Genomic DNA, 22,163 nt, shown 5'->3' on the forward strand with positions numbered 1-22,163 from the left:
TAGCATGCGGCGCTTTCAGCGAAAATGGATTTCAAGTCATCCTCGGAACGCGCCCGGATCTTTCAGCGCGCAAGGGCGGCGAGGCGGGCGGCGGCCTCGAATTCGGCCGTGCGCAGGGCATGGCGCGCCGCCGCCTCGGCATCCGTGCCCCACACGCTCGCCTGATAGGTCTCGTCGACGTGGGCGGCGGCCCACGCTTGGGCCGGCGTAAGGTGGCCGTCCAGCACGGCGAGTGCCAGGACGAGGGAGCCCGTGAGGGTCGTCAGGGTGTGCAAGGCCGCCAGCCGGAACGGACCGTCCGTCGCCGCGATCGCCCGGCGCAGGGCCGCGACGGTGTCGTCCGGCTGGGCAACGTGCATCACCCCCTCGCCGAGGATGAAGCGGGCGCCGTGAGCCCCGCGGGCCCAGTCGAGGACGGGGTCCCAGGCGGCGGATTGCGCGGCCACGAGGCGCTCGGGCTCGCCGGCCCGATAGGCCAGGAGATCGGTGCCCGCATAGGCCGAGAGATCGTCGATCACCGCGTCACGCCGGGGGGCGACGCCGTCGATGGCGGTGTTGGCCAGGCGTGTCAGCGGCATGGTCGCCGGATCGATGACCGTCACCTGCGCCTCCCATTCCGCCGCCACGGCCTCGGCGAGGCCCCGGGTCGGCAGGACGAGCGGGTTGCGCGCGGGCGTGTGGGCGGGGCGACCGTCGAGGGTCAGGCGCAGGCCACCTTCCGCTTCGGCGAGGCCCGCCGCGGCGTAGAACCGCTTCGGCAGGGCCGGCTTGCCAGGGCCGCGGGCGGAGGCGGTCGGATCGACCACCGGCTTCGGTTTCGCGGCATCGGCGCCGCCGAGCCAGTCGGATTTGGGATCGTCGCTCATGGGTGCCGCAATAGCCTATCGGCGCAGCGCTCGCGAGACCCGCCGCCGTCCTGGATCATAGGATCAGGGAAACACGGGACCAGCACCCGGGAAAAGCTCGCCAAGGGCGCTCGCGCTCTCCACCACCGTGGCCGCGCCGGACCCGAACAGGGCACCGGCCGGGTGGTAGCCCCAGCCGACCCCGATGGCGACGGCGCCGGCGCTGACCGCCATCTCCATGTCGTAGGTGGTGTCGCCGATCATCACCGTGGTCTCGGGCGTGGCACCGGCCTCCGCCATGGCCTGGCGCAGCATGGTCGGGTCGGGTTTCGACGGTGCATCGTCGGCCGATTGGGTGGTGGCGAACCAATCCTGCCAGCCATGGGTCTCGATGAGGCGGTCGACCCCGCGCCGGGCTTTGCCGGTGGCGATGCCGAGCTGGATGTCGTCACGGGCGTGCAGGCGCTGGAGGAGTGCTTCCATGCCGGGAAACAGCGGCTCCTCGTAGTTCGGATCGAGGCGCAGGAGATTGAACGCCCGTCGGTAGCTCTCCGACAGGCCCTCCACCGGACCGTGATCGCCGACGAGGCGCCGGAACGCCTGCGGCAGGGACAGGCCGACGACGGACAGGGACTCGACCCGGCTCGGCGCTGCGAGGCCGTGCTCGGCGAAGGCGAGTCCCTGCGCCGCCACGATGAGGTGCTGGCTGTCGATGAGGGTGCCATCGACGTCGAAGACGATGAGCGTCACGGGCGCGCGCCCGTCACGGCTGGCGGGCCGGAGCGGCCTGCGGCGGGCGCGGACGCTCGTAGCCGAGCTTGCACCGGATGAGAAAACGGCGCCGCGCCCCCCCGCGCAGGCCGCGCGCATGGGCGAGCCGATTACAGCTCGCATACGATGATCGGGGCCGCCGCGCAGCCCCGGCGCCGCGTCCGCCGGGCGTCGGCGCCGCCTGTGCCGGGGTGGGTTGCGCCGGACTGGCCGGGCGTTGCGCGGAAGGCGGCGTCGCCTGCGTCTGGCCCGGTTGGGGGGAATTCGCCTGACGGGCCCCCGGAGCGGCCGGGGGCGTCGCGGCCGGCGTCGGGCGGGTCTGCGGAGCGGACGAAGGCGCAGTCTGCGCCATCGACCCGGGCGCGAAGGCCAGGACGGACAGGGCCAGGAGTGCGCTACAGGCGACAGTCGCGGGGTTCATGGGCGTGACCTTCGAGACGGCTTGGCGCGATGCGGTCTCGCCGAGACGCGGCGCGCACCCAAGGTTGTTCACGAGGATAAGGCATGTCGAGGGATTGCCAAGGTCACGGCGTGCGACACCGTCGCATTCTCCGCTCGCCCGTCCCGCGGGAGGTCTCGGCTCCCCGAGGGCTTTAGGCTTCAGGGGCCTCGACGATGGGATCGTAGCGCGCGGCGTCGAACCCGAGGAGGTTCCAGCTCTGTGCCATGTGCGGCGGAAGCGGAGCCGTGACATCCACGGGCTTGCCCGTGCGCGGATGCGGAATCACGATGCGGCGGGCGAGCAGGTGCAGGCGGTTCTGGATGCCGCCGGGCAATTCCCAGTTCTCGATGCTGAAATACTTCGGATCGCCGACGATGGGATGGCCGATATGGGCGGCGTGCGCGCGCAGCTGGTGCGTACGGCCCGTCACCGGCTTCAGGGAGAGCCAGGACAGCTTCTGGGCCGCGTTGTCCACCATGGCGTAGTAGGTCAGCGCGTGCGCCGCGCCGTCGTCACCGTGCTGAGCCACCCGCATGCGCGCGTCGGCATCCGTGGGCTCCTCCTTGGCCAGATAGGTCGAGATTCGGCCCTGATGCACGCGGGGCACCCCGGCGGTGAGCGCCCAATAGACCTTGCGGGCCGAGCGCGAGCGGAAGCTTTTGGCCAGCGTCGCGGCGGCGAGCCGGGTCTTCGCCACGATGAGGCAGCCGGCGGTGTCCTTGTCGAGGCGGTGGACGAGGCGCGGCTTCTGCCCGTCCGGACCGGCCAGCGCTTCCAGCAATCCATCGACGTGCCGCACGGTGCCCGAACCGCCCTGGACCGCGAGGCCGAAGGGCTTGTTCAGAACCATCATCTCGGCATCCTCGTAGAGGATCAGCGAGCGGATGAAGTCGGCATCGGTGGCGTCGCGCTGGGCGCTGCGCGGACGCTCGCCCACGGCGTCGAGCTTGAGCGGCGGCACGCGCACGCTCATGCCGGGCAGAAGCCGGTCGTTGGGCTTAGCGCGCTTGCCATCGACGCGCAATTCGCCCTTGCGGACGATGCTCTGGACGCGGGTGAACGGCAGCTGCGGAAACCGCGTCGTCAGAAAGCGGTCGATGCGCATCTCGGCCTCGTCCTCCTCGACGACAAGGGTCTGCACGCCGGACGCCAGGGTGGCGGAGGCGGCAGCGCGCTGCTCGCGCCGGGTCGGGCCCTCCACGAGCGCCGCGGCCGCCTCGGGACGGGGAGCGCGGGCGCGGCGCGGGGATTCCTCGGGCCTCTCCTCGGACGCCTGCGGCCGCGGGCTGCGGACGCGCGTCGGCAGGTCCTGCTGATCGCGATGTTCGGCCTCTGCATCCGGCGCGTCGCCGGGGCGCCAGGGTGCCCGCTTGTCGGCTTCGCCGCGCATGGACGCCGCCCGCTGGGCCGCGTCGAGGGCGCTGGTCCGCGGACCCGTGCGCTCGCGCTCGGGGTCCTTGGCGTTGCGGAACGGCCGCTTGGCACCGAACGGGCTCTTGGCACCGAACGGGCTCCTGCCGGCGGGGCCGGGGCCGCGCCCGGGTCGCTTGCTCGCCCCGACGCCGGAGCCCTTGCGTCCGCCGCCGCCGCGTGAAGGTGGTCGTGTGGTCATGCTCCGCTCGTACCACCCGCACCCGTCGCGGCATAGCGTGCCGGGCGCAGGGCCTTGCCTGCCAACAGGCAATCAGGCCGCCCGCCGGGCCGCCTCGATGGTCAAGCCGGTGCCGACGGAGCCGAAGGTGTCGCCATCGACGGTCCGCGCCCCGGGCACGGCCGCCGTCAGCGCCGCGCGGACATGCGGCAGGCCGGTGGATCCGCCCGTGAGGAACAGGGCGTCGATGCGGTCGGCGGTCAGACCGGCCTGGGCGAGGCAGCGTCCGATCCGCTCGGCGATGCGCCGGGCGAGCTCGTCCGTGTGGGTGACGAGGCCGGTCCGGTCGATCTCGGCTGAGAGCCCGCGCTCGACCCAGTCGAGACCGACGCTGCCGCGGCCCGCATCCGAGGTGGCGATCTTGGCGCCTTCGACCTCCATGGCGAGGGAATGTCCGCGCTCGGCCTCCACCACCCTGTAGAGCCGGTCGATCAGTTCGGGGCGGCGGGCGTCGCGGCGGACCTCCTCGATCTCCCGGAGGGTCCGGGCATTGTAGAGGCGGTTGATGCTCGACCACGTGGCGAGGTCGTGGAAGTAGGCGTTGGGCACGTCGATGTCGCCGCGGTTCATCGGGCTGCCGAGGCCGAGCAGCGGCATCACCGTGCCGAGGCTGAGGCGCCGGTCGAAATCGGTACCGCCGATGCGCACGCCGTCATTGGCCAGGATGTCCTCGGCCCGATCCGCCTTGGCATGGCGCTCGGGCGACAGGCGCACGATGGAAAAGTCCGAGGTGCCGCCGCCGATATCGGCGATGAGGGCGATTTCCTCCGAGCGCACCTGTTGCTCGTAGTCGAGGGCGGCCGCGATGGGCTCGAACTGGAAGGAGACGTGCCGGAAGCCGATGCTGTTTGCGATTTCCCGCAGGGCGTCCTCGGCCCGGGCATCACCCTCGGGGTCGCCGTCGACGAAGTGCACCGGGCGGCCATGCACCACCGTGTCGAGGCTCGCACCCGTCTCCGCCTCGGCGCGGGCCTTCACGGCGGAGAGGTAGCGTCCGATGACATCGCGGAACTTGATGCGCTCGCGGCCGACGGGGGTGGTTTCCTCGAGCAGCGAGGAGCCGAGCACCGACTTGAGGCTGCGCATCAGCCGCCCCGGCGTGCCTTCGACGTATTCCATCATGGCGGCCCGGCCGACATAGGCGGCCTGCCCCGGCGGGAAGAAGATCGCGCTCGGAATCGTGACGTGGCGGCCCTCCAAGGGGACCAGGGCCGGTGCATGCTCCGTGACGAGGCCGAGGGTGGTGTTCGACGTGCCGAAGTCGAGGCCGCAGGCCGCCATGATGGGTCTCCGGCATCAGCGCTGGATGATTGGGCCGGCTCACCTACAGGCTCGCTTCCGCGAGGTCCACCGGCTTTTGTGCGGTGCGGTCGTGCCCCCCCGAAACGGAACGGCTCGCACCTGCAAACTTCAGTTGCGCCATGATTGCCATACGCGTCCCAGGTGAATCGCGTCTCGATGGCGCCCACCCAATGGATCGAAGCATCCGGTCGATGAGAAAGCGAAACGCCACATCAGATCTTCGCCAAAACGCCGACGCATGAATCTTGTGGTCGAGGATCGACATTACTGCGGTTTGTTGAAATCGCATCCAGGACGTTTCTCGTCAAAAGCCAGAAATTTTCCGATAGACAAAGGGTAATACTATTCAATCAATAGCAAATTTCATAATAGAATATCTTGTTATAAGTCAGTCTAAGAAAGCACCGACCCCTTTGCTTCTGGTCCTCGATTCTGATTTTCACTTAAATTTAGTTTTCTCGGCCCATATGTAGGTCGGTGTCGCGGGTTCACGCGACGTTCGCCCGGACGAGGTCGCTCGCCTTGTGGAGCAACAGCTGCCGGCAGCCCGATTGGTCGGTGATCGGGCATATCGCTCTGGACAGGATGGAAGTCGATGTCGGGTTGTCCGTCGCTCAGGAAGGCACCGCCCGGCTCTTTCGGCCCGATCGAGCCACTGTCCTTCGAACGCATGTTCGATGCGCTTCCGGTCGGGGCGATGACCTGCAGTCTCGATACGTTCGTGATCGACTATGCCAATCCGTGCTCGATCGAGCTGTTGCAGTCGATCCGTCAAACCCTCGGCTTCGACCCGAACGAGATCGTCGGCACGTCCATCGACGTCTTTCATAAGGACCCGCTCCATCAGCGCACCCTGCTGTCGGACCGTGCCCGGCTGCCGCACAAGGCCCGCATCTGCTTCGGGAAGGAATGGCTCGATCTGCACATTCACCCCCTGCCGGATTCCACGGGGCGGATCAGCCGCGCCCTCCTGGTCTGGGCCATCGCCACCGCGGAGGTGGCCAAGGAACAGGAAGAGTATCGCCTGCTGCGCATGATCGACGACATGCCGGTCGCGGTGATGACGGTCGACCCCGTAACCTTCAACATCACCTATCTCAACGAGACTTCGAAGCAGACCCTCGGCGAGATCAAGGATCTCCTGCCCATCAAGCCATCCGAACTACTCGGCGCCTCCATCGACGTGTTCCATCGCCACCCGGAACACCAGCGCCGACTGCTGTCCGATCCGGCCAATCTTCCTCACCACGCACGGATCAAGCTCGGTGCCGAGGTCCTGGACCTTCAGGTCTCGGCGGTGACGGGCACCGACGGAACTTATCTCGGTCCAATGCTGACCTGGTCGGTGATCACCAAGCAGGTCGCGGCCGAAGCACGGATCCAGCAGCTCGCACATTACGACACGCTGACAACCCTCGCCAACCGCAATACCTTCCGCGAGCACCTCAAGGCCAGCCTGTCGCGTCCGGATCCCCGACTGGGATTGCTGTTCATCGATCTCGACGGTTTCAAGTTCATCAATGACTCGAATGGCCACCTCGTCGGTGACTTGCTTCTCACCCGGGTGGCGGATCGGTTGCGGACACGCTGCGCCCATCCCGACATCATGGTCGCCCGCCTCGGGGGGGATGAGTTCGCCATCCTGATCACGAACGCGGGCATCACCGAGGCGACCGAGCTTGCCGAAGCGCTGGTCCTCGAAATCGTCGCCCCCTACCAGATCGAGGCCGAGCGTCGCCTCGAGATCGGTGCTTCCATCGGAGTCGTGGCGGCGCCGGAGCATGGGAGCGACTCGGAACTGCTGCTGTCGCGTGCCGACATGGCGCTCTATGCCGCCAAGGCCGCCGGCAAGAAGACGTTCCGGGTCTTCACGCCCGAACTGGAGACGCGGCTGCACGAGCGCGTGCGCCTCGAGCTCAAGCTGCGCCAAGCGCTCGGCAACAAGGACAGCCTGTTCCTGTTCTACCAGCCGATCATCGACCTCGCGACCGGCCGCGTCACGGCCCGCGAAGGGCTGATCCGCTGGCACCACCATATCCGGGGGTGGATCCCGCCCGGCGAGTTCATCGGCGTCGCCGAGGATAGCGGGCTGATCGACGAACTCGGCATCTGGGTCCTGAACCGCGCCTGTCAGGATGCCGCGTCCTGGGACGACGATGCCCGTGTCGCCGTCAACGTCTCCGCCAAGCAACTCGGAAAGGGGACGCTTGCGACGAACGTCCTTCATGCGCTGGTCAGCGCCGGGCTCGAGCCGAGCCGTCTGGAGATCGAGATCACCGAGAGCGCCCTGTTGGCCGACGAACTCGATTGCCTCGCCGATTTGCGGCGCGTCCGCGACCTCGGGGTGCGCGTGGCGCTGGACGATTTCGGGACCGGATTCTCGTCGCTGGCGCACGTGCGCTCGTTTCCCTTCGACAAGATCAAGATCGACGGATCGTTCGTGCAGGACGCCGTGCGGCGCGCGGATTGCGCGGCCATCGTCGGCGTCGTGGCCGATCTCGGCAGGCGCCTCGGGGTGACGACGGTGGCGGAGGGCGTCGAAACGCAGGCGCATCTCGATCTGGTCAAGGCCGAAGGGTGCACGGAGGTCCAGGGTTACCTCCTCGGCCGCCCGGTCCCGTCGGCCCGCGACGTTCCGATCATCGACGAACTCAATCGTGCCGCCGCATCCCGCAGGGTGATGGCCGCCTGATCGACCGCCGGCGCCTCACAACGGGACGGCAGGTGGAGCGGTCGTTCTACCCTTCATCCTGCCGCCGCCGGCGCAACGCCTCCCAGTGGGCAAGGCGGTCGGCGTAGCGCTGCTCCATGCCCCGGTCGGTCGGAGAGTAGAAATGCTGCCGGCCGAGCTTTTCCGGCCAATAGTCCTGGCCCGAGAACGCATCCGGCTCGTCGTGGTCGTAGCGGTAGCCCTCGCCGTAGCCGATCTTGCGCATGAGCTTGGTGGAGCCGTTGAGGATCGTGCGCGGCGGCGGCAGGGAGCCGTGCTCCTTGGCGATGCGGGTCGCGGCCTTGTAGGCGCTGTAGACGGCGTTCGATTTCGGTGCGCAGGCGAGATAGACCGTGACCTGGGCGAGCGCGAGTTCGCCCTCCGGCGAACCGAGGAAATCGAAGGCGTCCTTGGCGGCGGTGGCGACCACCAGGGCCTGCGGGTCGGCGAGGCCGATATCCTCCACCGCCATGCGCACGAGGCGGCGGGCGATGAACAGCCGGTCCTCGCCCCCGTCGAGCATCCGGCAGAGGTAGTACAGGGCCGCGTCCGGGTCGGAGCCGCGCACGGTCTTGTGCAGCGCGCTGATGAGATTGTAGTGGCCCTCCTGGGACTTGTCGTAGATCGGCGCCCGGCGCTGGATGATCCTTTGCAGGTCCTCGGCATCGAAGACTTCGCCGGCTTTCGCCGAGCGCCAGACCTCCTCCGCCAGGGTCAGGGAAGCGCGTCCGTCGCCATCCGCCATGCGGACGAGGACGCCGCGCGCCTCCTCGTCGAGGGGCAGGGGCCGCCCGGTCAGGGCCTCCGCGCGAACCATCAGCTTGGCGATGGCCGCGTCGTCGAGGGCCCGGAACAGCAGGACGCGGGCGCGCGACAGGAGCGCGGCATTGAGCTCGAAGGACGGGTTTTCCGTGGTGGCGCCGACCAGCGTCACGGTACCGTCCTCCATCACCGGGAGGAAAGCGTCGAGCTGCGAGCGGTTGAAGCGGTGGATCTCGTCCACGAACAGCAGGGTCCCCTGCCCCAGGGTCCGGCGCTGGCGGGCGGCCTCGAACACCTTCTTCAGGTCGGCGATGCCGGAGAAGATCGCCGAGATCTGCTCGAAATGCAGATCGGTCTCGTGGGCCAGAAGCCGCGCGACGGTGGTCTTGCCGGTCCCGGGCGGCCCCCAGAAGACGAGGGAGCCGAAGGATTTTCCGGCGAGCAACCGGGTCAGCGCTCCGTCCGGCCCGGTGAGGTGCTCCTGCCCCACCACCTCGGCCAGGGTCTGGGGCCGGAGCCGGTCTGCGAGGGGGCGCGGCGCGGCGTTCTGGAGGCCGGCGGAGGCGAAGAGGTCGGACATGGACGCATCAAGACGCGGGGCACGCGGCTTCGCAACCCGGAACCGCGCGCGAACCCCGAACCGGGGATTCGCGCCGACCCTTATCCCCCGAACACCGAGGTCAGCACCTCGCCGCCGCGGTTGATGGAGACCTCCCACATGTTGAGGCTGTTGCGGGTGATCCGCTCCAGATCCTTTGTGCTGGAGATCGGTGCGCCGTTGATGGCGACGATGATGTCGCCCTTCTGCAGGCCGGCCCGGGCCGCGATGGAATTCTCGTCGACGCCCGCCACCGCCACGCCCTCGGCGGGGAGATCGAGCTGGATCTCCTCGGCCACGGCCGGCGAAGTGTTGACCAGGGTGGCGCCCATGAACGGCGAGCGGGTGCGGACTTTGAGGGTGTCGCGCGGGCGCGTCTCCGGCGCGGGGTTGAGCTTCACCGCCACGGTGGTGCGGCTGGTGCCGCGCAGGATGCCGAACTTGGTGGTGCCGGTGAGCCCCTTCAGGGCGAAGCGGTAGCCGAAGGCCTCCGGATCGTCGACGGTCTTGCCGTCGACGGTGAGGATGAGGTCGCCGCGCTTCAGCCCGGCCTCCTCGGCGGGGCTCTTGGGCTGCAGGCTCGCCACGAGGACGCCGGTGGGGTGGTCGAGGCCCATGCTCTCGGCGATGTCCGGCGTCACGCTCTGGACCCGGGCGCCGAGCCAGGGCCGGCGCACGGAGGTCGCACCGCCCTTGGCGGTCTCCACCACGGCGCGGACCATGCTGGCCGGAATCGCGAAGCCGATGCCGTGGCTGCCGCCCGACTGCGAGTAGATGGCGGTGTTGATCCCGACGAGGTGCCCCTTGAGGTCGACGAGCGCCCCGCCCGAATTGCCCGGATTGATCGCCGCGTCGGTCTGGATGAAGAACTGGTAGTCCGAGGAGCCGACCTGGGTGCGGGCCAGGGCCGAGACGATGCCCTGCGTCACCGTCTGGCCGACGCCGAACGGATTGCCGATGGCCATGACGAAGTCGCCGACTTCCAGGGCTTCGGAATCGCCGAACGGCATCGCCACGAGGCCCCCCGTCGGGCTCTTGATCTTGACCACGGCCAAGTCGGTTCGGGGATCGCGCAACACGATGGTCGCCTCGAACTCACGCCGGTCGGCCAGCGCGATGCGGACCTCGTTCATGTTCTCGATGACGTGGTTGTTGGTGATGACGAGGCCGGATTCGTCGAGGATCACGCCCGAACCGAGGGATTTCTGCGCCCGTTCGCCCGGTGCGCCGCCTCGGCCGCGACCGCTGCCGTTCTCACCGAAGAAACGGCGCATGAACTCGTCCATGGCGCTGCGGCTCGCTCCCCGCGTCTCGACGTGGGAGGCGTAGACGTTGACCACGGAGGGGGCCGCCCGCTTCACCACGGGGGCGAAGGAAAGCTGCACCTGACCCTTGGCCTGCGGCACCGTCTTTTCGGCGATGTCCGGCGCCTTGTCGGGGGTGGCCTTGTCCGAGGCGGCTTTGTCCGGCGTCTGCGCCATCTGCGCGACGGCCGGCCCGGCGGCGAGCCAGGCCACCGCGAGGGGAACGATCATCAGGGGCGAGCGCGGCATCGAGGACTCCCGAAAGTGCGAACCGCATTGCCCCCACCGGCAGAGGGTGGTGGGGGCAATGCGGGGATATCGGGTTATCTAGACGCCCATGGGGTTCCGCGCGAGGGCCGTGTCAGGCCCGGCCCATCCCCGCAGCCAGGCGCCCGGCGCGGCGGGCCAGCACGTTGAAGCAGGTCAGCGACGCGTCGGCCGCCCGCTGCATCTCGTCGACCTGGATGCGGATGGCGTCGGCCGGCGTCCTGGCGCCCGACAGGCTCTGCCAATGCGCCATGGCGGCGCTGCCTTCGTTGCGCAGGAACGCGAGGATCGTGGCGTTCACCTCGGTGATCTCGCCGATCACATCGAAGGACGCCGTGGTCGGACGCAGGATCGCGTCCGGGGTCACGGCGACGGGCAGGGCGACGGGGGCCGGAATGGTCTCGACCGCCGCGACGGCGACCGCCTCGGGAATCGTCCCGGCCGCCGGAACGGCTTCGGGCTCGGGCGTGACGTCCGGGATCGCGATCGCGTCCGGCGTGGCTTCCAGGGCTTCGGGCGGCTGCATCACGGCTGCCGGCTCGGCCTCATCGGTGATGGCTTCCACGGTCTCGGCCGCTTCGACCGGCTCATACACGGCAGAGTCCTGCACGGGGGCGTCCTGGGCCGTGAAGTCCTGCGGAGGCAAGTCCTGCGGAGACAAATCCTGCGGAGGCAAGTCCTCGGTGGCGTGCTGCCCTGTGCCGGCCTCGAGGGCGTCGGCGGACACCGTCTCCAGAAGGGCATCGTGAACCGACGCCGTGTGGACCTCCGTCTCCAGGGCCGGCACGTCATTCTCCGGCTCGGAGACGTTCTCAGGAGGGCGGGACTCGGTGGCCATCTCAGCCCTCTCCGGATTGCGCCGCACCGCGCTCGATCGCGCGGGCGGCCCCTTACGCCGTTTCACCATGGCCATCTTCTCCTCGATCCGTTCGGATGCATCCTACCCGAACCGGCGCCCCCTGCCGAAATCCGGCCTCCGGCCGGTGTCGCGGGGGTGCGCCGAAGGGCGAAGCGATCCGTCCTGGCGGGCGAATCGCCGGGTCGGACTCAGGCCGACGGGCGCAGGGTGTTCTGGGCGAGGGCGCCGAGATCCTTGGCCTGGGTCTGCAGGCTGGCGATCTGGCTGCGCACGAACTCGGACTGGAGCTCGAAGGCCTCGCGCAGGTCGCGGGTGCGGACGAGCTTCTGAGCGAAATCGAAGGTGGCGCTGGCGTTCTCCTGGGCGTGGTCGAAGCTCTTGGCGATGGCCGTCTGCATCGAATCCTGCACGGTCTTCGACGAGGTCTGCATCTGCTCGGCGGTCTTCATCGCGGTCCCGATCAGGTTGCCGACGGCGCTGCGGGCCTGATCGACGCTCTTCTCGGCGAAGGCGCGCATTTCGGTCGGGATCTCGAAGGTCTGGCCGCTCATGATGTATCTCTCTATCTGAGGGAGCGCTACGAATCGTCGCGCCGCGAGAGCTTTATGTTGCGGTGCAACATGAACGTCAAGCCTGGGGAAGAAAGAAAATTCCGGTCCGGCGGGGCATTCCGCATCGATCCTCCGTCGCCCTCAAGCCGCCCGGTTCCGGCCGGTCCGACCCGCGAGGATGCGTGCGTAGACCGCCCCGAGGGCGGTGGCGTGGGCGGCGAGGGTCATCGGCGCCGCCCAGTATCGGGCGCTCGCGGCCTGGCCGAGGGCGCGCAGGCTCGAATCGTCGAAGAGACGGCGCATGGCCCCCGCCAAGGCCTCGACGTTCGGCTCCACGACGAACCCGTTCACGCCATCGACGAGCTTTTCGCCGGCACCCGCCCGGGTCGAGGTGATGACCGGCACGCCATGCGCCAGGGCCTCGTAGACCGTGAGCGGACCGGTCTCGTACCAGCGCGACGGGGCGATGAGGGCGCGGGCCCGGGTGCGGATCGACTCCCAGACCATTTCGGGACTTTGCCAGCCCAGGATCTCGACGTTGGGATAGGCGCGCAGTTCCGCCTCCAAGGGACCGGCGCCGATGAACAGGGCCGGCAGGCCGGCGCGGGCGGCGGCGGCCGCGACGAGGTCGGCGCCCTTCTCCCGGGTGAGCCGGCCGACAAACGCCACGGAATCGGCGCGCGCCGGATCGCCGGGCTCGGCGCGCGCCGCACGCACGGGGTTGTCGACCCGGTGATGGGTGAGGTCGAGGTGGCCCAGCAGGTCTCCCATCCGCGCGACGCTGGCGTCGCAGACGTGGATCACGTCGAGGGGGTGGCGACGCAGGGTCGTGCGCAGGACCGCGTTGCGCCCGACCCGGACGAGCTTGTGCAGGCGGCTCTTCCCATCGCAGGGCGCGGCGAGACAACTCGGCGACAGGGGCGTGAGGGTGCAGGGCGCCTCTGTGTCGAAGCGGTAGTAGACCCCGTTCGGGCAGGCCATGAAGTAGTCGTGCAGGGTCACGACCACGGGCAGGTCACGGGAAAACAGGGCGGGGAACACGCTCGGCGACAGGCTGCGCGTCCATTGGTGGATGTGGACGAGGTCCGGCCGTGCCGGCAGGCCGTCGAGGGCTGCGCCGAGGCGGGCGGCGGACGGCCCGTCCCAGACGCCCGAGATCGCGGCACGGTGCGCCGGCCGGTTCCAGATATCGGCGTTGTGAAGGCCGATCCGGGCGATGCCCGGATGATCGAGTAGGGGGTCGGTTGGCCCGTCGATGGCCTGGATGTAGGTGACGGCATGTCCGGCCTCGGCGAGGCCACGGGCGGATTCCACCGCCACCTTCTCGGCCCCTCCGCTCGCCACGGCGAATTCGGCGAGGATGACGATGTTCATGCCGGTCCCCCGCGCCACCTCCCGAGCGGAGATCCGAAGCGGGATCAGTTTACCGGCGATCAACGCACGAGCGGTAAACGTGGACTGCTCATCGCCCTCGACGAAAGCGCCCGCCATGCACGTCGTTCTCGTCGTCGATCACGCCTTCATCAACGGCGGACAGGCCAAGGTGGCGCTGGATTCCGCCTTGGGTCTGCGGGCGCGGGGCCACGACGTCACCGTGTTCGCCGCCGTCGGTCCGGCCGATCCGCGCCTGGAAGCCGCCGGTATCCGCGTGGTCTGCCTCGGTCAGGACGACATCGCCTCGACCACGAACAAGCTCGCCTTCGCCGTCCAGGCGATCTGGAACGCGAAGGCCGCCCGGCGCCTCGCCGAGGAATTGTCTGGGCTCGACCCGCACCACACGGTGGTCCACGTCCACGCCTTCGCCAAGGCCCTGTCGCCGTCCATCGGCGTGAGCCTGCGGGCCTCGGGTCTGCCCCTGCTCTACACCATGCATGAGTTCTTCCTCGTCTGTCCCAACGGCGGCTTCTACGAGTACCCAACGCAGAGCATCTGCCATCGCACGCCCATGTCGCGGGATTGCCTGACGACGAATTGCGACGCGCGGAGCTATCCTCGCAAGCTCCTGCGGGTGGTGCGCCATGCCGCCCTCGACCATGTCGCCGGGATGCGTCGGTTGTTTCCCCACATCGTCACCATCAGCGCCCTGCAGGAGACGGTGATCAGACCACACCTGCCGGCCTCGACCGTGTTCCACCGGGTCGACAACCCCATCGCCGTGACGAAAGCGCCGCCGCGCTCCGGCCCGCCGGGGGAGTTCCTGTTCGTCGGGCGCATCTCCACCGAGAAGGGTGCGCCGGTCTTCGCCGAGGCCGCGCGCCGGGCCGGGGTGCGGCCGGTCTTCGTCGGCGACGGTCCCGCCGCCGCGGATCTCGCCGCGCGCTACCCCGAGGCGCTGATGCTCGGCTGGAAGGACGAGGCCGCCGTCCACGCCCTCATGCGCGACGCGCGCGCCCTTGTGTTCCCGAGCGTCTGGTACGAGGGTCAGCCCCTGACGGTCTACGAGGCCCTTGCCTGCGGCGCGCCCGTCATCGTCAGCGACGCCTGTGCGGGTCGCGAGGCGGTGGAGGACGGCGAGACCGGGTTCTGGTTCCGCTCGGGCGATCCCGAGGCCCTGGCCGCGCACCTCGTCCGGCTCAAGGATGACGGTCTCGCAGCCAGGATGAGCCAGGCGGCGCACGCACGCTACTGGGCCGCCCCCCTCACTCTCGACGCGCATCTCGACCGGGTGACGCAGGTCTATGAAACGGTTCTGCGCGAGGCCGCGTCCAAGGTGCCGGTTCCCGGCCGCGCGGCCGGACGGCCAACCGTCGCTGCCCTGCCCCGTGGCCGCGCGACGGTGGATACGGGGGCGGGTCACCCGCGTTGATCTCGCGAGGCTCGCCCGACGCGGCGGGCGACGGAAATCGGAGCAACGCCGCCATGGCCGAGGATACCAAGACGTCGGACGCCGACACGATCTCTACCACGGGCCAACCCGCACCGAAGGGGTCCGACAAGAGCCGACCCGAGAACAGCCAAGGCGAACTCAGCGAGCGCCTCGACGAGGCCTTGGAAGAGACCTTTCCGTCGAGCGATCCGGTGTCGGTGAAGATCACCAAGTAGCGCTTTTGCCGGCCTGAAACGAACAACGCCGGAGCCCATGGCCCCGGCGTTGTTCGTTTCAGGCGATGCCGCTCCCGTGGGGGAGCGACACGCACGGTGTTCAGGCGGCTTCGAGCAGGCGGCGGGCGATGACCTGGGCCTGGATCTCGGCCGCGCCCTCGAAGATCGAGAGGATGCGCGCGTCGCACAGGACGCGGCTCACGGCGTATTCCAGGGCGAAGCCGTTGCCGCCGTGGATCTGCAGGGCGTTGTCGGCCGCCGCCCAGGCGACGCGGGCGCCGAGCAGCTTGGCCATGCCGGCTTCGAGGTCGCAGCGCTTGCCCTCGTCCTTCTCGCGGGCCGAGAAGTAGGTGAGCTGGCGGGCAATGTTGATCTCCACCGCCATCATGGCGATTTTGTCGGCCACGCGGGGGAAGTTGATCAGCGCCTTGCCGAACTGCACCCGATCCTCGGCGTAGCGCAGGCCGAGGTCGAGGGCGTTCTGCGCCACGCCGATGGCGCGGGCGGCGGTCTGGATGCGCGCGGATTCGAAGGTCTGCATGAGCTGGGTGAAGCCCTTGCCCTCGACCTCACCGAGGAGATTCGCGGCCGGAACCTCGAACCCGTCGAAGGCGAGCTCGTATTCCTTCATTCCGCGATAGCCGAGCACGTGGATCTCGCCGCCGGACAGGCCGGCGACGGGGAACGGGTCGGCGTCGGTGCCGCGCGGCTTCTCGGCGATGAGCAGCGACAGGCCCTTGTGACCCTTCTCCTCGGGCTTGGTGCGCACGAGGCAGGTCATGATGTCGGCGCGCACGGGGTGGGTGATCCAGGTCTTGTTGCCCGAGATCTTCCAGGTGTCGCCGTCCTTGACCGCCTTGGTGCGGAGCGAGGCCAGATCCGAGCCGGTGTTCGGCTCGGTGAAGACGGCGGTGGGGAGCGTGTCGCCCGACGCGATGCCCGGCAGGAAGCGGTGCTTCTGCTCCTCGGTGCCGCCGCACAGGATGAGTTCGGCGGCGATCTCCGAGCGGGTGCCGAGCGAACCGACGCCGATATAGGCGCGCGACAGCTCCTCGGAGACCACGCACATGGAGATCTTCGGCAGGCCCATGCCGCCGTACTCCTCCGGGATGGTCAGGCCGAAGACGCCGAGCTCGGCCATCTTCGTCACGATCTCCATGGGGATGTAGGCGTTCTGGCTGTGCCACTCGTGGGCGTGCGGAACCACCTCGGCGAGGCCGAAGCGGCGCATCTCGGAGCGGATCGCCTCCATGTCCTCGTCGAGGCCGGACTTGCCGATGGTGGCCGAGCCGCCGTTGTCGCGGATGCGGGCGACCAAAGCCGCGCGGTTCTCCGCCGTGTTGCCCTCGGCGATCAGCGTCTCGACGGCATCGTTGCGGAACTGCGCGACCTCGCGGGCGCCGAGGCCGAGCGAGCCCGTCGGGCGGACCATCTCGCCCTGGCTCATGGGGATTCCCGAGAACATCTGGTCGAGGTATTCGCCGAGACCGATCTTCACCAGGAGCGCTTCGGTCTCGCCGAACTCACCCGTTTCCGTGAGCCGGGCGGCGTAAGCGCCGAGCTCGCGCACGCCCTCCGCGTAGGTGGCGATCCAGGCGAGCCCGTGGGTGGCGTGCTGCTCGAGCTCCATCTTCTCCGCCGAAATCTTGCCCTCGGGCGAGAGCACGCGGGTGCGGACCCGGCGTGTGGCTTCGGCAACCAGGCTCTTGGCGGCTTCGCCGGCGTCACGGGCGAGGGTCAGGAGATCCTGCGGTTCGATGGTCGCGACGGGAGAAGCGGACATGCGGCAACTCTTTCCAAAAAAGAGAATGGGTTGCCGCTCATTATAGACAGGTTCGTCTGGCCTGTAGAGGCGTCTCGCCGCAGAGTGGCACTTTCCCGCCTGAATTCATTATTCTTCGAGAGAAAATCCCCCGTTGTCCCTGATGAAGGACGCGGTCACTAATTTAATTGCAGAGCCCTGAAAAGAAAAACATCAGCCCCGGCTCGCCAACGCGACCCCGGCGGCCGCGAGCGCCATGCCGGCGAGCTGTACCGGCGCCAGGGCCTCGCCGAACAGGCCGTAGGCCATCAGGGCCGAAACCGGCGGTACGAGGAACAGCAGTGACGCGACCCCTGCCACCGCTCCGCGCCTGATGAGGACCAGCAGCAGCAGGATTCCCGCCACGGAATTGACGAGGACCGACCAGGCGAGGCCGAACCAGGCCGGGAGGCTGGCATCGAACCGGCCGGTGCCGATGAGCAGGGCCACCGGGATCGCCAGGGCGGCGGCTCCGACGAACTGGATCGTGGCGTTAGACAGGAGGTCGGCCGCACCGCCCCGGCTCTTCTGCCACAGGGTCCCGATGGTCATGGCGACCATGGCGGCGAGGCACGCGGCCAGCGCCGCCAGAGGGATGCCCGAAGCGCCGGTGGCCCCGACCTTGGGGGCGAGCACGAGGCCGGCGCCGGCGAATCCGAGGCCGATCCCGGCCCAGCGGCGCGGGCTGACCCGCTCGCCCAGCACCGGGCCGGCAAGGAGAGCCGTGAGCAGGGGCTGCAGGCTGCCGACGAGGGCGGCGATGCCGGCGGGCAAGCCGTGCTGGACCGACCAGAACACGCCGATGACGTAGATGCCCTGCATCAGGATGCCGGCGACGAGGGCATCGGTCCATTCCCGGCCGCCGCGCGGCCAGCGCGCACCAAGCGCCCAGGCCAGCGCCGCCAGCACCCCGGCGACGCAGACGACGCGCAGGGCCACGAAGGTCACCGCGTCGGCGTGCGGCGCCACGAAGCGCGCCGCGACGAAGCCCGTCGCCCAGATGAGCACGAAGATGGCCGGCACGGCGGCGGTCGGCGCGGTAGGGGATGGGGTGGTCATGCTGGTGGCGCAGGCACCACAGTGCGGCACGGAACACAACCCGCATCGGGGGAGGCCTCCGCGCGGGCACCCTTCCGCGTTGCGCCGGAACCCGCCCTCGCGTTTAGAAGGCAGCCGATCCATCGCGCGAGGAAAAGCCTGCCCCCGTGAGCCGCCTCAGCAAGCCCATCGAGATTGCGAACGTCGCAGCCCGGCGCTTCATCGCCCATGACGGCTGGGCCATCGCCAGCCACATCGCGCTCTCGATCCTCATCGCGCTGTTCCCGTTTCTCATCCTCCTGGCCGCGCTCGCCGGCCTTTTCGGTACCAAGTCGCTCGCCGATGAGGCCGGCGTGCTGATTTTCGATGCGTGGCCGCGCGAGATCGCGAAGCCCGTGGTGAACGAGATGCACAGGGTGCTGACCGAGCAACGCGGTGGCGTGCTCACCGTCGGCGCTGTGCTGGCCCTGTACTTCTCCTCGGCCGGCGTCGAGAGCCTGCGGGTCGGGCTCAACCGCGCCTATGGCCTGCGCGAGCAGCGGCCGTGGTGGCTCACGCGGCTGGAATCCATCGCCTACGTGATCTGCGGCGCCCTCGCGATGCTGGCCTTCGCCCTCCTGGTGGTGCTCGGGCCGCTGATCTGGCGCAACGTCCTCAACGTCGCCCCCGGTCTGGAGCCCTTGAGCCTGACGGTGGCCATCGGGCGCATCGGCATCACGGCCTTCCTGCTGGTGGGCGTCCTCGTCATCGCCCACAAATTCGTCGCCACCGGGCGGCGCTCGTTCCTCGCGGTGATCCCGGGCGTCGCCGTGACCCTGCTGCTGTGGTTCCTCGCCGGCCTCGGCTTCGGCTACTATCTCGACCGGTTCTCCAACGCCTACGTCTCGACCTACGGCAGTCTCGCCACCGCCATGGTGGCCCTGGTGTTCCTGTACTGGCTCGCGGCGATGTTCCTGTTCGGCGGCGAGATCAATGGCACCGTCATTGCAGCGCGACGGGTGCGCCTCCAGGCGCGGATGCGGGAGAAACAGGCCAGGGCCCATGGTGTGTAGGACCCTGGTGCCTGACCCGTCCGATTCATCTGCGCACAGAGTGTGCATTGACGTGGGCGTGTGACCTCGGCGGCCTATTCGTCCCAACCGGGGCCGGGCATAGGGCCAGGGTCGGCGCGCCGGCCGGCCCGGGGGGACTTCGATGCGGATCAGGTTCGGTTGCGAGATGGGCTACGACTTTCCCCATCCGACCCCGCTGATCGCCCGCCTCAACACCTATCCGGTCAAGGGCCTCGCCGCCGTTCCGCCCGATGTGCTGCAGGTCGACCCGCCGGTGCCGGTTAAGACCTTTCGCGATGTCTTCGGCAACCGGACCGTGCGCTTCCTCGCGCCCGCCGGTGCCGTGACCTTGAGCGTTCATGCCGAAATACCCGATGACGGGGGCCTCGATCCGATCGTGGCGGACGCCATCGAACACCCCGTCGAGGATCTTCCGGAAGAGGCCCTGCCCTTCCTCGTGGCGAGCCGCTACTGCGAATCCGACCTCCTTTCGGACGAAGCCTGGGACCGGTTCGGGCATCTGGGATCGGGCTGGTCGCGGGCGCAAGCTGTGTGCGACTTCGTCCACCACCACATCACCTTCGGCTACGCCTACTCCCATGTCGACCGCACGGCGGCCGATGCCCTGGCGGGTGGGCGCGGCGTGTGTCGGGACTACGCCCACCTGTTCGTGGCGTTGTGCCGGGCACTCAACATCCCGACGCGCTACTGCACCGGCTATCTCAGCTTCATCGGCGAACCCGAACCGCACGGGCCGGGGGATTTCGCCGCCTGGACGGAATGCTACCTCGGTGGCAGCTGGCACGTCTTCGATCCGCGCAACAACGCCCCGCGCCGGGGCCGCATTCTCGTCGCCCGGGGGCGGGACGCGGCGGACGTGCCGCTGACACATACGTTCGGGGGAAACCGGCTGACGAAGTTCCGGGTCTGGGCGGAGGACGCGGCGCTGCCGCATCGGGATTGATCGGATCGATTTTACGATCCCTTCCCGCCCGTTCTGGCTGCCATATTCGCACATCGTGCGCCCTGCTAGGGCCACTCTCCTTTCAGGCAGGGCGATCGCATAAGACCACCGATGTCATTCCGGGGCGCCGCAGGCGAACCCGGACCCGGAGGGCCGCGCCGGAGGCGTGCAATCTAGAGCCGCTGACAGTGCAAAACTCTGCGAAACCGGTGTTTCTGGGTCCCGGGTTTCGCTGCGTGGCCCCGGGATGACACGGGGTTGTGGGACGTCCAACGGTCCCCGAACGCCATTCGCGATCGCCCTTCCCCGCAGAGGGGGGAGGATACGAAACCTCACGCCGCGAGCTGCATCTCCACCGGCTCTTCCGCCGCCATGAACTGCGCCCGGGCCAGATCAGCGAAGCGGCCGTTCTGGGCCACGAGGCTGTCGAAGCTGCCCGATTCGACGATCCGGCCCTCGTGGAAGACGAGGATGCGGTCGGCGTTGCGGATCGTCGCGAGACGATGGGCGATGACGAAGGTGGTGCGGCCTTCCATCACGGCTTCCAGGGCACCCTGGAGCTTGCGCTCGGTGGTGGCATCGAGGGCCGAGGTCGCCTCGTCGAGGATGAGGACGGGCGGATTCTTGAGGAGCGCCCGGGCGATGGACAGGCGCTGGCGCTCGCCACCCGACAGGGAGCGTCCGCGCTCGCCGATGACCGTATCGAGGCCGTCGGCTTGGCGTGCCATGAACTCCGTGGCCTGGGCCCGATCCAGGGCATCGATCATCTCGGCATCCGTCGCGTCCGGACGGCCGACGAGGAGGTTCTCGCGGATGGAGCGGGCGAACAGCATCGGCTCCTGGAACACCACGCCGATGTTGTGACGCAAGCTGGACAGGCCGATGTCGCGGATGTCGGTGCCGTCGATGCGGATGGCGCCGTGGTCGGGATCGAAGGCGCGGTGCAGCAGGCCCAGCGTCGTCGACTTGCCGGAACCGGTGGTGCCGACCAGCGCGATGGTCTCGCCGGCCTCGGCCGTGAAGGACACGTCCTCCAGGGCCTTGCGGCGGGAATTGTACGAGAAGCCGACGCCATCGAACGAGACCGCACCCTCGAAGCGGGCGACCTGGGCCGCGCCGGGACGGTCGTGCACCGCTGGCGTGGTGTCGAGAATCTCGAAGTACTCGGCGATCTTGGGCATCTGCTGAAACAGGCCGTTGATGCAGCTCGACACCTGCTCGAGGCGCGAGACCAGCATGGTGGCGAGACTCATGAACGCCACGACCTCGCCGACGGTGGCCTGGCCGTGCTGATGCAGGAAGATGCCGGTGATGAAGATGGCGGTCATGGTGAGCGTCGCCGAGGCGCGGGTGGCGACGTTGGCGAGCGCCCACCACGACAGGACCGGGATCTGCGCGGCGAGCAGGTTGCGGATGATGCCGTGCATGGCGTCCTTCTCCGCCTTGGCGCGGGTGAAGGACTGGATGACGGCGACGTTGCCCAGCGCGTCCGAGGCGTGCTCGGCCAAGCCCGACTGATATTCCTCGACGCGGCCCTGCAGGGTTTCCGTGCGGCGCATGACCAGGGTGGTGAGCACCGTGAAGGCGAGCACCAGGACGACCAGGATCGAGCCGAGCTGCCAATTCACGAACAGGGTCATGGGCAGGAGGACGGCAAGCGAAACGAAGGCGACGAAATGGTCGCGGAAGAAGCCGAGCCACAGCCAGAACATGCCGTTCGAACCCTCCAGCATCGCCTTGAGGACGCGGCCGGAATGGTTCGTGGAATGGAAGGCGAGCGGCAGTTCGAGGACGTGCTCGAAGTACTTCGCCATGGAGGTGAGGCGGCTGCGATGGGACAGGCGCTCGGCGTGAAGCGCGATGGTGACGCCCGCCGCAATGGTGAACAGACCGAAGGCCACCCATGCGCCGATGAGGGGCGCCAGAGTCGTGAAGGCGTTGGATTTCGCGTTCAGGTGCGTGAGCTGGTCGATGATCCGGCCCATCAACAGGGGCTCGGCGAAGGCCGCGACGGCGAGCGCGACATTCGCCGTGGCCAGGACCATCGCGAGGCGCTTGTCCGCCCCGAGCAGACCCATGACCCGGGCATAGAGACGAATCAACGACATGATACCGTTCGCTCCGAGTGCCGATCCTGGCGCGGCCCCGCATGGGGCGGATGCGCCGTGACGCGTCGCCGGTTCGGCCTCCTTCCCGCATCGTGC

At 68.8% G+C, this 22,163-nt stretch carries 17 protein-coding genes; 5 read left to right on the forward strand and 12 right to left on the reverse strand.

Features of this window, described 5'->3' with window-relative positions; all coding sequences use genetic code 11:
- Positions 1–62 precede the first annotated feature (62 nt).
- The 4 genes from ASF28_RS00475 to ASF28_RS00490 all read right to left on the reverse strand — a co-directional run bounded on the left by ASF28_RS00475 (position 63) and on the right by ASF28_RS00490 (position 4,990).
- The gene (locus ASF28_RS00475) at positions 63–866 is read right to left on the reverse strand and encodes an ATP12 family chaperone protein (protein WP_056086182.1); all 804 of its coding nucleotides are present in this window, start codon (positions 864–866) and stop codon (positions 63–65) included.
- Between the two features lie 63 nt (positions 867–929).
- Positions 930–1,595: an HAD-IA family hydrolase gene (locus ASF28_RS00480; protein WP_056086184.1), complete on the reverse strand. Its 666-nt coding sequence runs from the start codon at positions 1,593–1,595 to the stop codon at positions 930–932.
- A 614-nt stretch (positions 1,596–2,209) separates the two neighbouring features.
- Positions 2,210–3,670, reverse strand: coding sequence for an RluA family pseudouridine synthase (locus ASF28_RS00485; protein ID WP_056086186.1), 1,461 nt, complete (start codon positions 3,668–3,670; stop codon positions 2,210–2,212).
- 72 nt (positions 3,671–3,742) lie between these two features.
- The gene (locus ASF28_RS00490; protein WP_056086189.1) at positions 3,743–4,990 is read right to left on the reverse strand and encodes an Hsp70 family protein; all 1,248 of its coding nucleotides are present in this window, start codon (positions 4,988–4,990) and stop codon (positions 3,743–3,745) included.
- 616 nt (positions 4,991–5,606) lie between these two features.
- On the opposite strand from ASF28_RS00490, the gene ASF28_RS00495 reads away from it, so the two are divergent.
- Positions 5,607–7,703: a putative bifunctional diguanylate cyclase/phosphodiesterase gene (locus ASF28_RS00495; protein WP_056086193.1), complete on the forward strand. Its 2,097-nt coding sequence runs from the start codon at positions 5,607–5,609 to the stop codon at positions 7,701–7,703.
- Positions 7,704–7,749: 46 nt separating this feature from the next.
- Here ASF28_RS00495 and ASF28_RS00500 read toward each other — a convergent pair whose 3' ends face one another.
- The 5 genes from ASF28_RS00500 to ASF28_RS00520 form a co-directional block, all read right to left on the reverse strand.
- A complete protein-coding gene (locus ASF28_RS00500) occupies positions 7,750–9,063 on the reverse strand; it encodes a replication-associated recombination protein A (protein ID WP_056086196.1) in 1,314 nt (437 codons plus the stop codon).
- 80 nt (positions 9,064–9,143) lie between these two features.
- Complete coding sequence (locus ASF28_RS00505) at positions 9,144–10,634, reverse strand: DegQ family serine endoprotease (protein WP_056086198.1); 1,491 nt, start codon at positions 10,632–10,634, stop codon at positions 9,144–9,146.
- Positions 10,635–10,746: 112 nt separating this feature from the next.
- Positions 10,747–11,490, reverse strand: coding sequence for a hypothetical protein (locus ASF28_RS00510; RefSeq protein WP_056086201.1), 744 nt, complete (start codon positions 11,488–11,490; stop codon positions 10,747–10,749).
- Positions 11,491–11,699: 209 nt separating this feature from the next.
- Positions 11,700–12,062: a phasin gene (locus tag ASF28_RS00515; protein ID WP_056086204.1), complete on the reverse strand. Its 363-nt coding sequence runs from the start codon at positions 12,060–12,062 to the stop codon at positions 11,700–11,702.
- Positions 12,063–12,203: 141 nt separating this feature from the next.
- Positions 12,204–13,436 (reverse strand): glycosyltransferase, encoded by a 1,233-nt coding sequence (locus ASF28_RS00520; RefSeq protein WP_056086207.1) that lies wholly within the window; start codon positions 13,434–13,436, stop codon positions 12,204–12,206.
- A gap of 115 nt (positions 13,437–13,551) precedes the next feature.
- Between ASF28_RS00520 and ASF28_RS00525 the strand changes: the two genes are divergently transcribed.
- Positions 13,552–14,868, forward strand: a complete 1,317-nt coding sequence (locus ASF28_RS00525) for a glycosyltransferase family 4 protein (protein ID WP_056086210.1) — start codon at positions 13,552–13,554, stop codon at positions 14,866–14,868.
- A gap of 53 nt (positions 14,869–14,921) precedes the next feature.
- Positions 14,922–15,104, forward strand: coding sequence for a hypothetical protein (locus tag ASF28_RS00530; RefSeq protein WP_056090985.1), 183 nt, complete (start codon positions 14,922–14,924; stop codon positions 15,102–15,104).
- A 100-nt stretch (positions 15,105–15,204) separates the two neighbouring features.
- Here ASF28_RS00530 and ASF28_RS00535 read toward each other — a convergent pair whose 3' ends face one another.
- Both ASF28_RS00535 and ASF28_RS00540 read right to left on the reverse strand, forming a co-directional pair.
- The gene (locus tag ASF28_RS00535; protein ID WP_056086212.1) at positions 15,205–16,887 is read right to left on the reverse strand and encodes an acyl-CoA dehydrogenase family protein; all 1,683 of its coding nucleotides are present in this window, start codon (positions 16,885–16,887) and stop codon (positions 15,205–15,207) included.
- Positions 16,888–17,079: 192 nt separating this feature from the next.
- Positions 17,080–17,964 carry a DMT family transporter gene (locus ASF28_RS00540; RefSeq protein WP_056086214.1) on the reverse strand — a complete coding sequence of 295 codons (885 nt, stop codon included), beginning with the start codon at positions 17,962–17,964 and terminating at the stop codon, positions 17,080–17,082.
- A gap of 146 nt (positions 17,965–18,110) precedes the next feature.
- Between ASF28_RS00540 and ASF28_RS00545 the strand changes: the two genes are divergently transcribed.
- Positions 18,111–18,995 (forward strand): YihY/virulence factor BrkB family protein, encoded by an 885-nt coding sequence (locus ASF28_RS00545; protein ID WP_056086218.1) that lies wholly within the window; start codon positions 18,111–18,113, stop codon positions 18,993–18,995.
- A 142-nt stretch (positions 18,996–19,137) separates the two neighbouring features.
- Positions 19,138–19,959, forward strand: coding sequence for a transglutaminase-like domain-containing protein (locus ASF28_RS00550; RefSeq protein ID WP_056086221.1), 822 nt, complete (start codon positions 19,138–19,140; stop codon positions 19,957–19,959).
- Between the two features lie 332 nt (positions 19,960–20,291).
- On the opposite strand, the gene ASF28_RS00555 is transcribed toward ASF28_RS00550, so the two are convergent.
- Positions 20,292–22,067, reverse strand: a complete 1,776-nt coding sequence (locus ASF28_RS00555; RefSeq protein ID WP_056086223.1) for a glucan ABC transporter ATP-binding protein/ permease — start codon at positions 22,065–22,067, stop codon at positions 20,292–20,294.
- Between the last annotated feature and the right edge of the window lie 96 nt (positions 22,068–22,163).

This window comes from Methylobacterium sp. Leaf99 (assembly GCF_001422375.1).
In the GTDB taxonomy this organism is placed as follows: domain Bacteria; phylum Pseudomonadota; class Alphaproteobacteria; order Rhizobiales; family Beijerinckiaceae; genus Methylobacterium.

What these genes read in the sequence shown, in the direction of transcription:
- ASF28_RS00475 (WP_056086182.1), bottom strand. Translation starts at nt 866, where the DNA reads ATGAGCGACGATCCCAAATCCGACTGGCTCGGCGGCGCCGATGCCGCG.
- ASF28_RS00485 (WP_056086186.1), bottom strand. Translation starts at nt 3,670, where the DNA reads ATGACCACACGACCACCTTCACGCGGCGGCGGCGGACGCAAGGGCTCC.
- ASF28_RS00490 (WP_056086189.1), bottom strand. Translation starts at nt 4,990, where the DNA reads ATGGCGGCCTGCGGCCTCGACTTCGGCACGTCGAACACCACCCTCGGC.
- ASF28_RS00495 (WP_056086193.1), top strand. Translation starts at nt 5,607, where the DNA reads ATGTCGGGTTGTCCGTCGCTCAGGAAGGCACCGCCCGGCTCTTTCGGC.
- ASF28_RS00500 (WP_056086196.1), bottom strand. Translation starts at nt 9,063, where the DNA reads ATGTCCGACCTCTTCGCCTCCGCCGGCCTCCAGAACGCCGCGCCGCGC.
- ASF28_RS00505 (WP_056086198.1), bottom strand. Translation starts at nt 10,634, where the DNA reads ATGCCGCGCTCGCCCCTGATGATCGTTCCCCTCGCGGTGGCCTGGCTC.
- ASF28_RS00510 (WP_056086201.1), bottom strand. Translation starts at nt 11,490, where the DNA reads ATGGCCACCGAGTCCCGCCCTCCTGAGAACGTCTCCGAGCCGGAGAAT.
- ASF28_RS00515 (WP_056086204.1), bottom strand. Translation starts at nt 12,062, where the DNA reads ATGAGCGGCCAGACCTTCGAGATCCCGACCGAAATGCGCGCCTTCGCC.
- ASF28_RS00520 (WP_056086207.1), bottom strand. Translation starts at nt 13,436, where the DNA reads ATGAACATCGTCATCCTCGCCGAATTCGCCGTGGCGAGCGGAGGGGCC.
- ASF28_RS00525 (WP_056086210.1), top strand. Translation starts at nt 13,552, where the DNA reads ATGCACGTCGTTCTCGTCGTCGATCACGCCTTCATCAACGGCGGACAG.
- ASF28_RS00530 (WP_056090985.1), top strand. Translation starts at nt 14,922, where the DNA reads ATGGCCGAGGATACCAAGACGTCGGACGCCGACACGATCTCTACCACG.
- ASF28_RS00535 (WP_056086212.1), bottom strand. Translation starts at nt 16,887, where the DNA reads ATGTCCGCTTCTCCCGTCGCGACCATCGAACCGCAGGATCTCCTGACC.
- ASF28_RS00540 (WP_056086214.1), bottom strand. Translation starts at nt 17,964, where the DNA reads ATGACCACCCCATCCCCTACCGCGCCGACCGCCGCCGTGCCGGCCATC.
- ASF28_RS00550 (WP_056086221.1), top strand. Translation starts at nt 19,138, where the DNA reads ATGCGGATCAGGTTCGGTTGCGAGATGGGCTACGACTTTCCCCATCCG.
- ASF28_RS00555 (WP_056086223.1), bottom strand. Translation starts at nt 22,067, where the DNA reads ATGTCGTTGATTCGTCTCTATGCCCGGGTCATGGGTCTGCTCGGGGCG.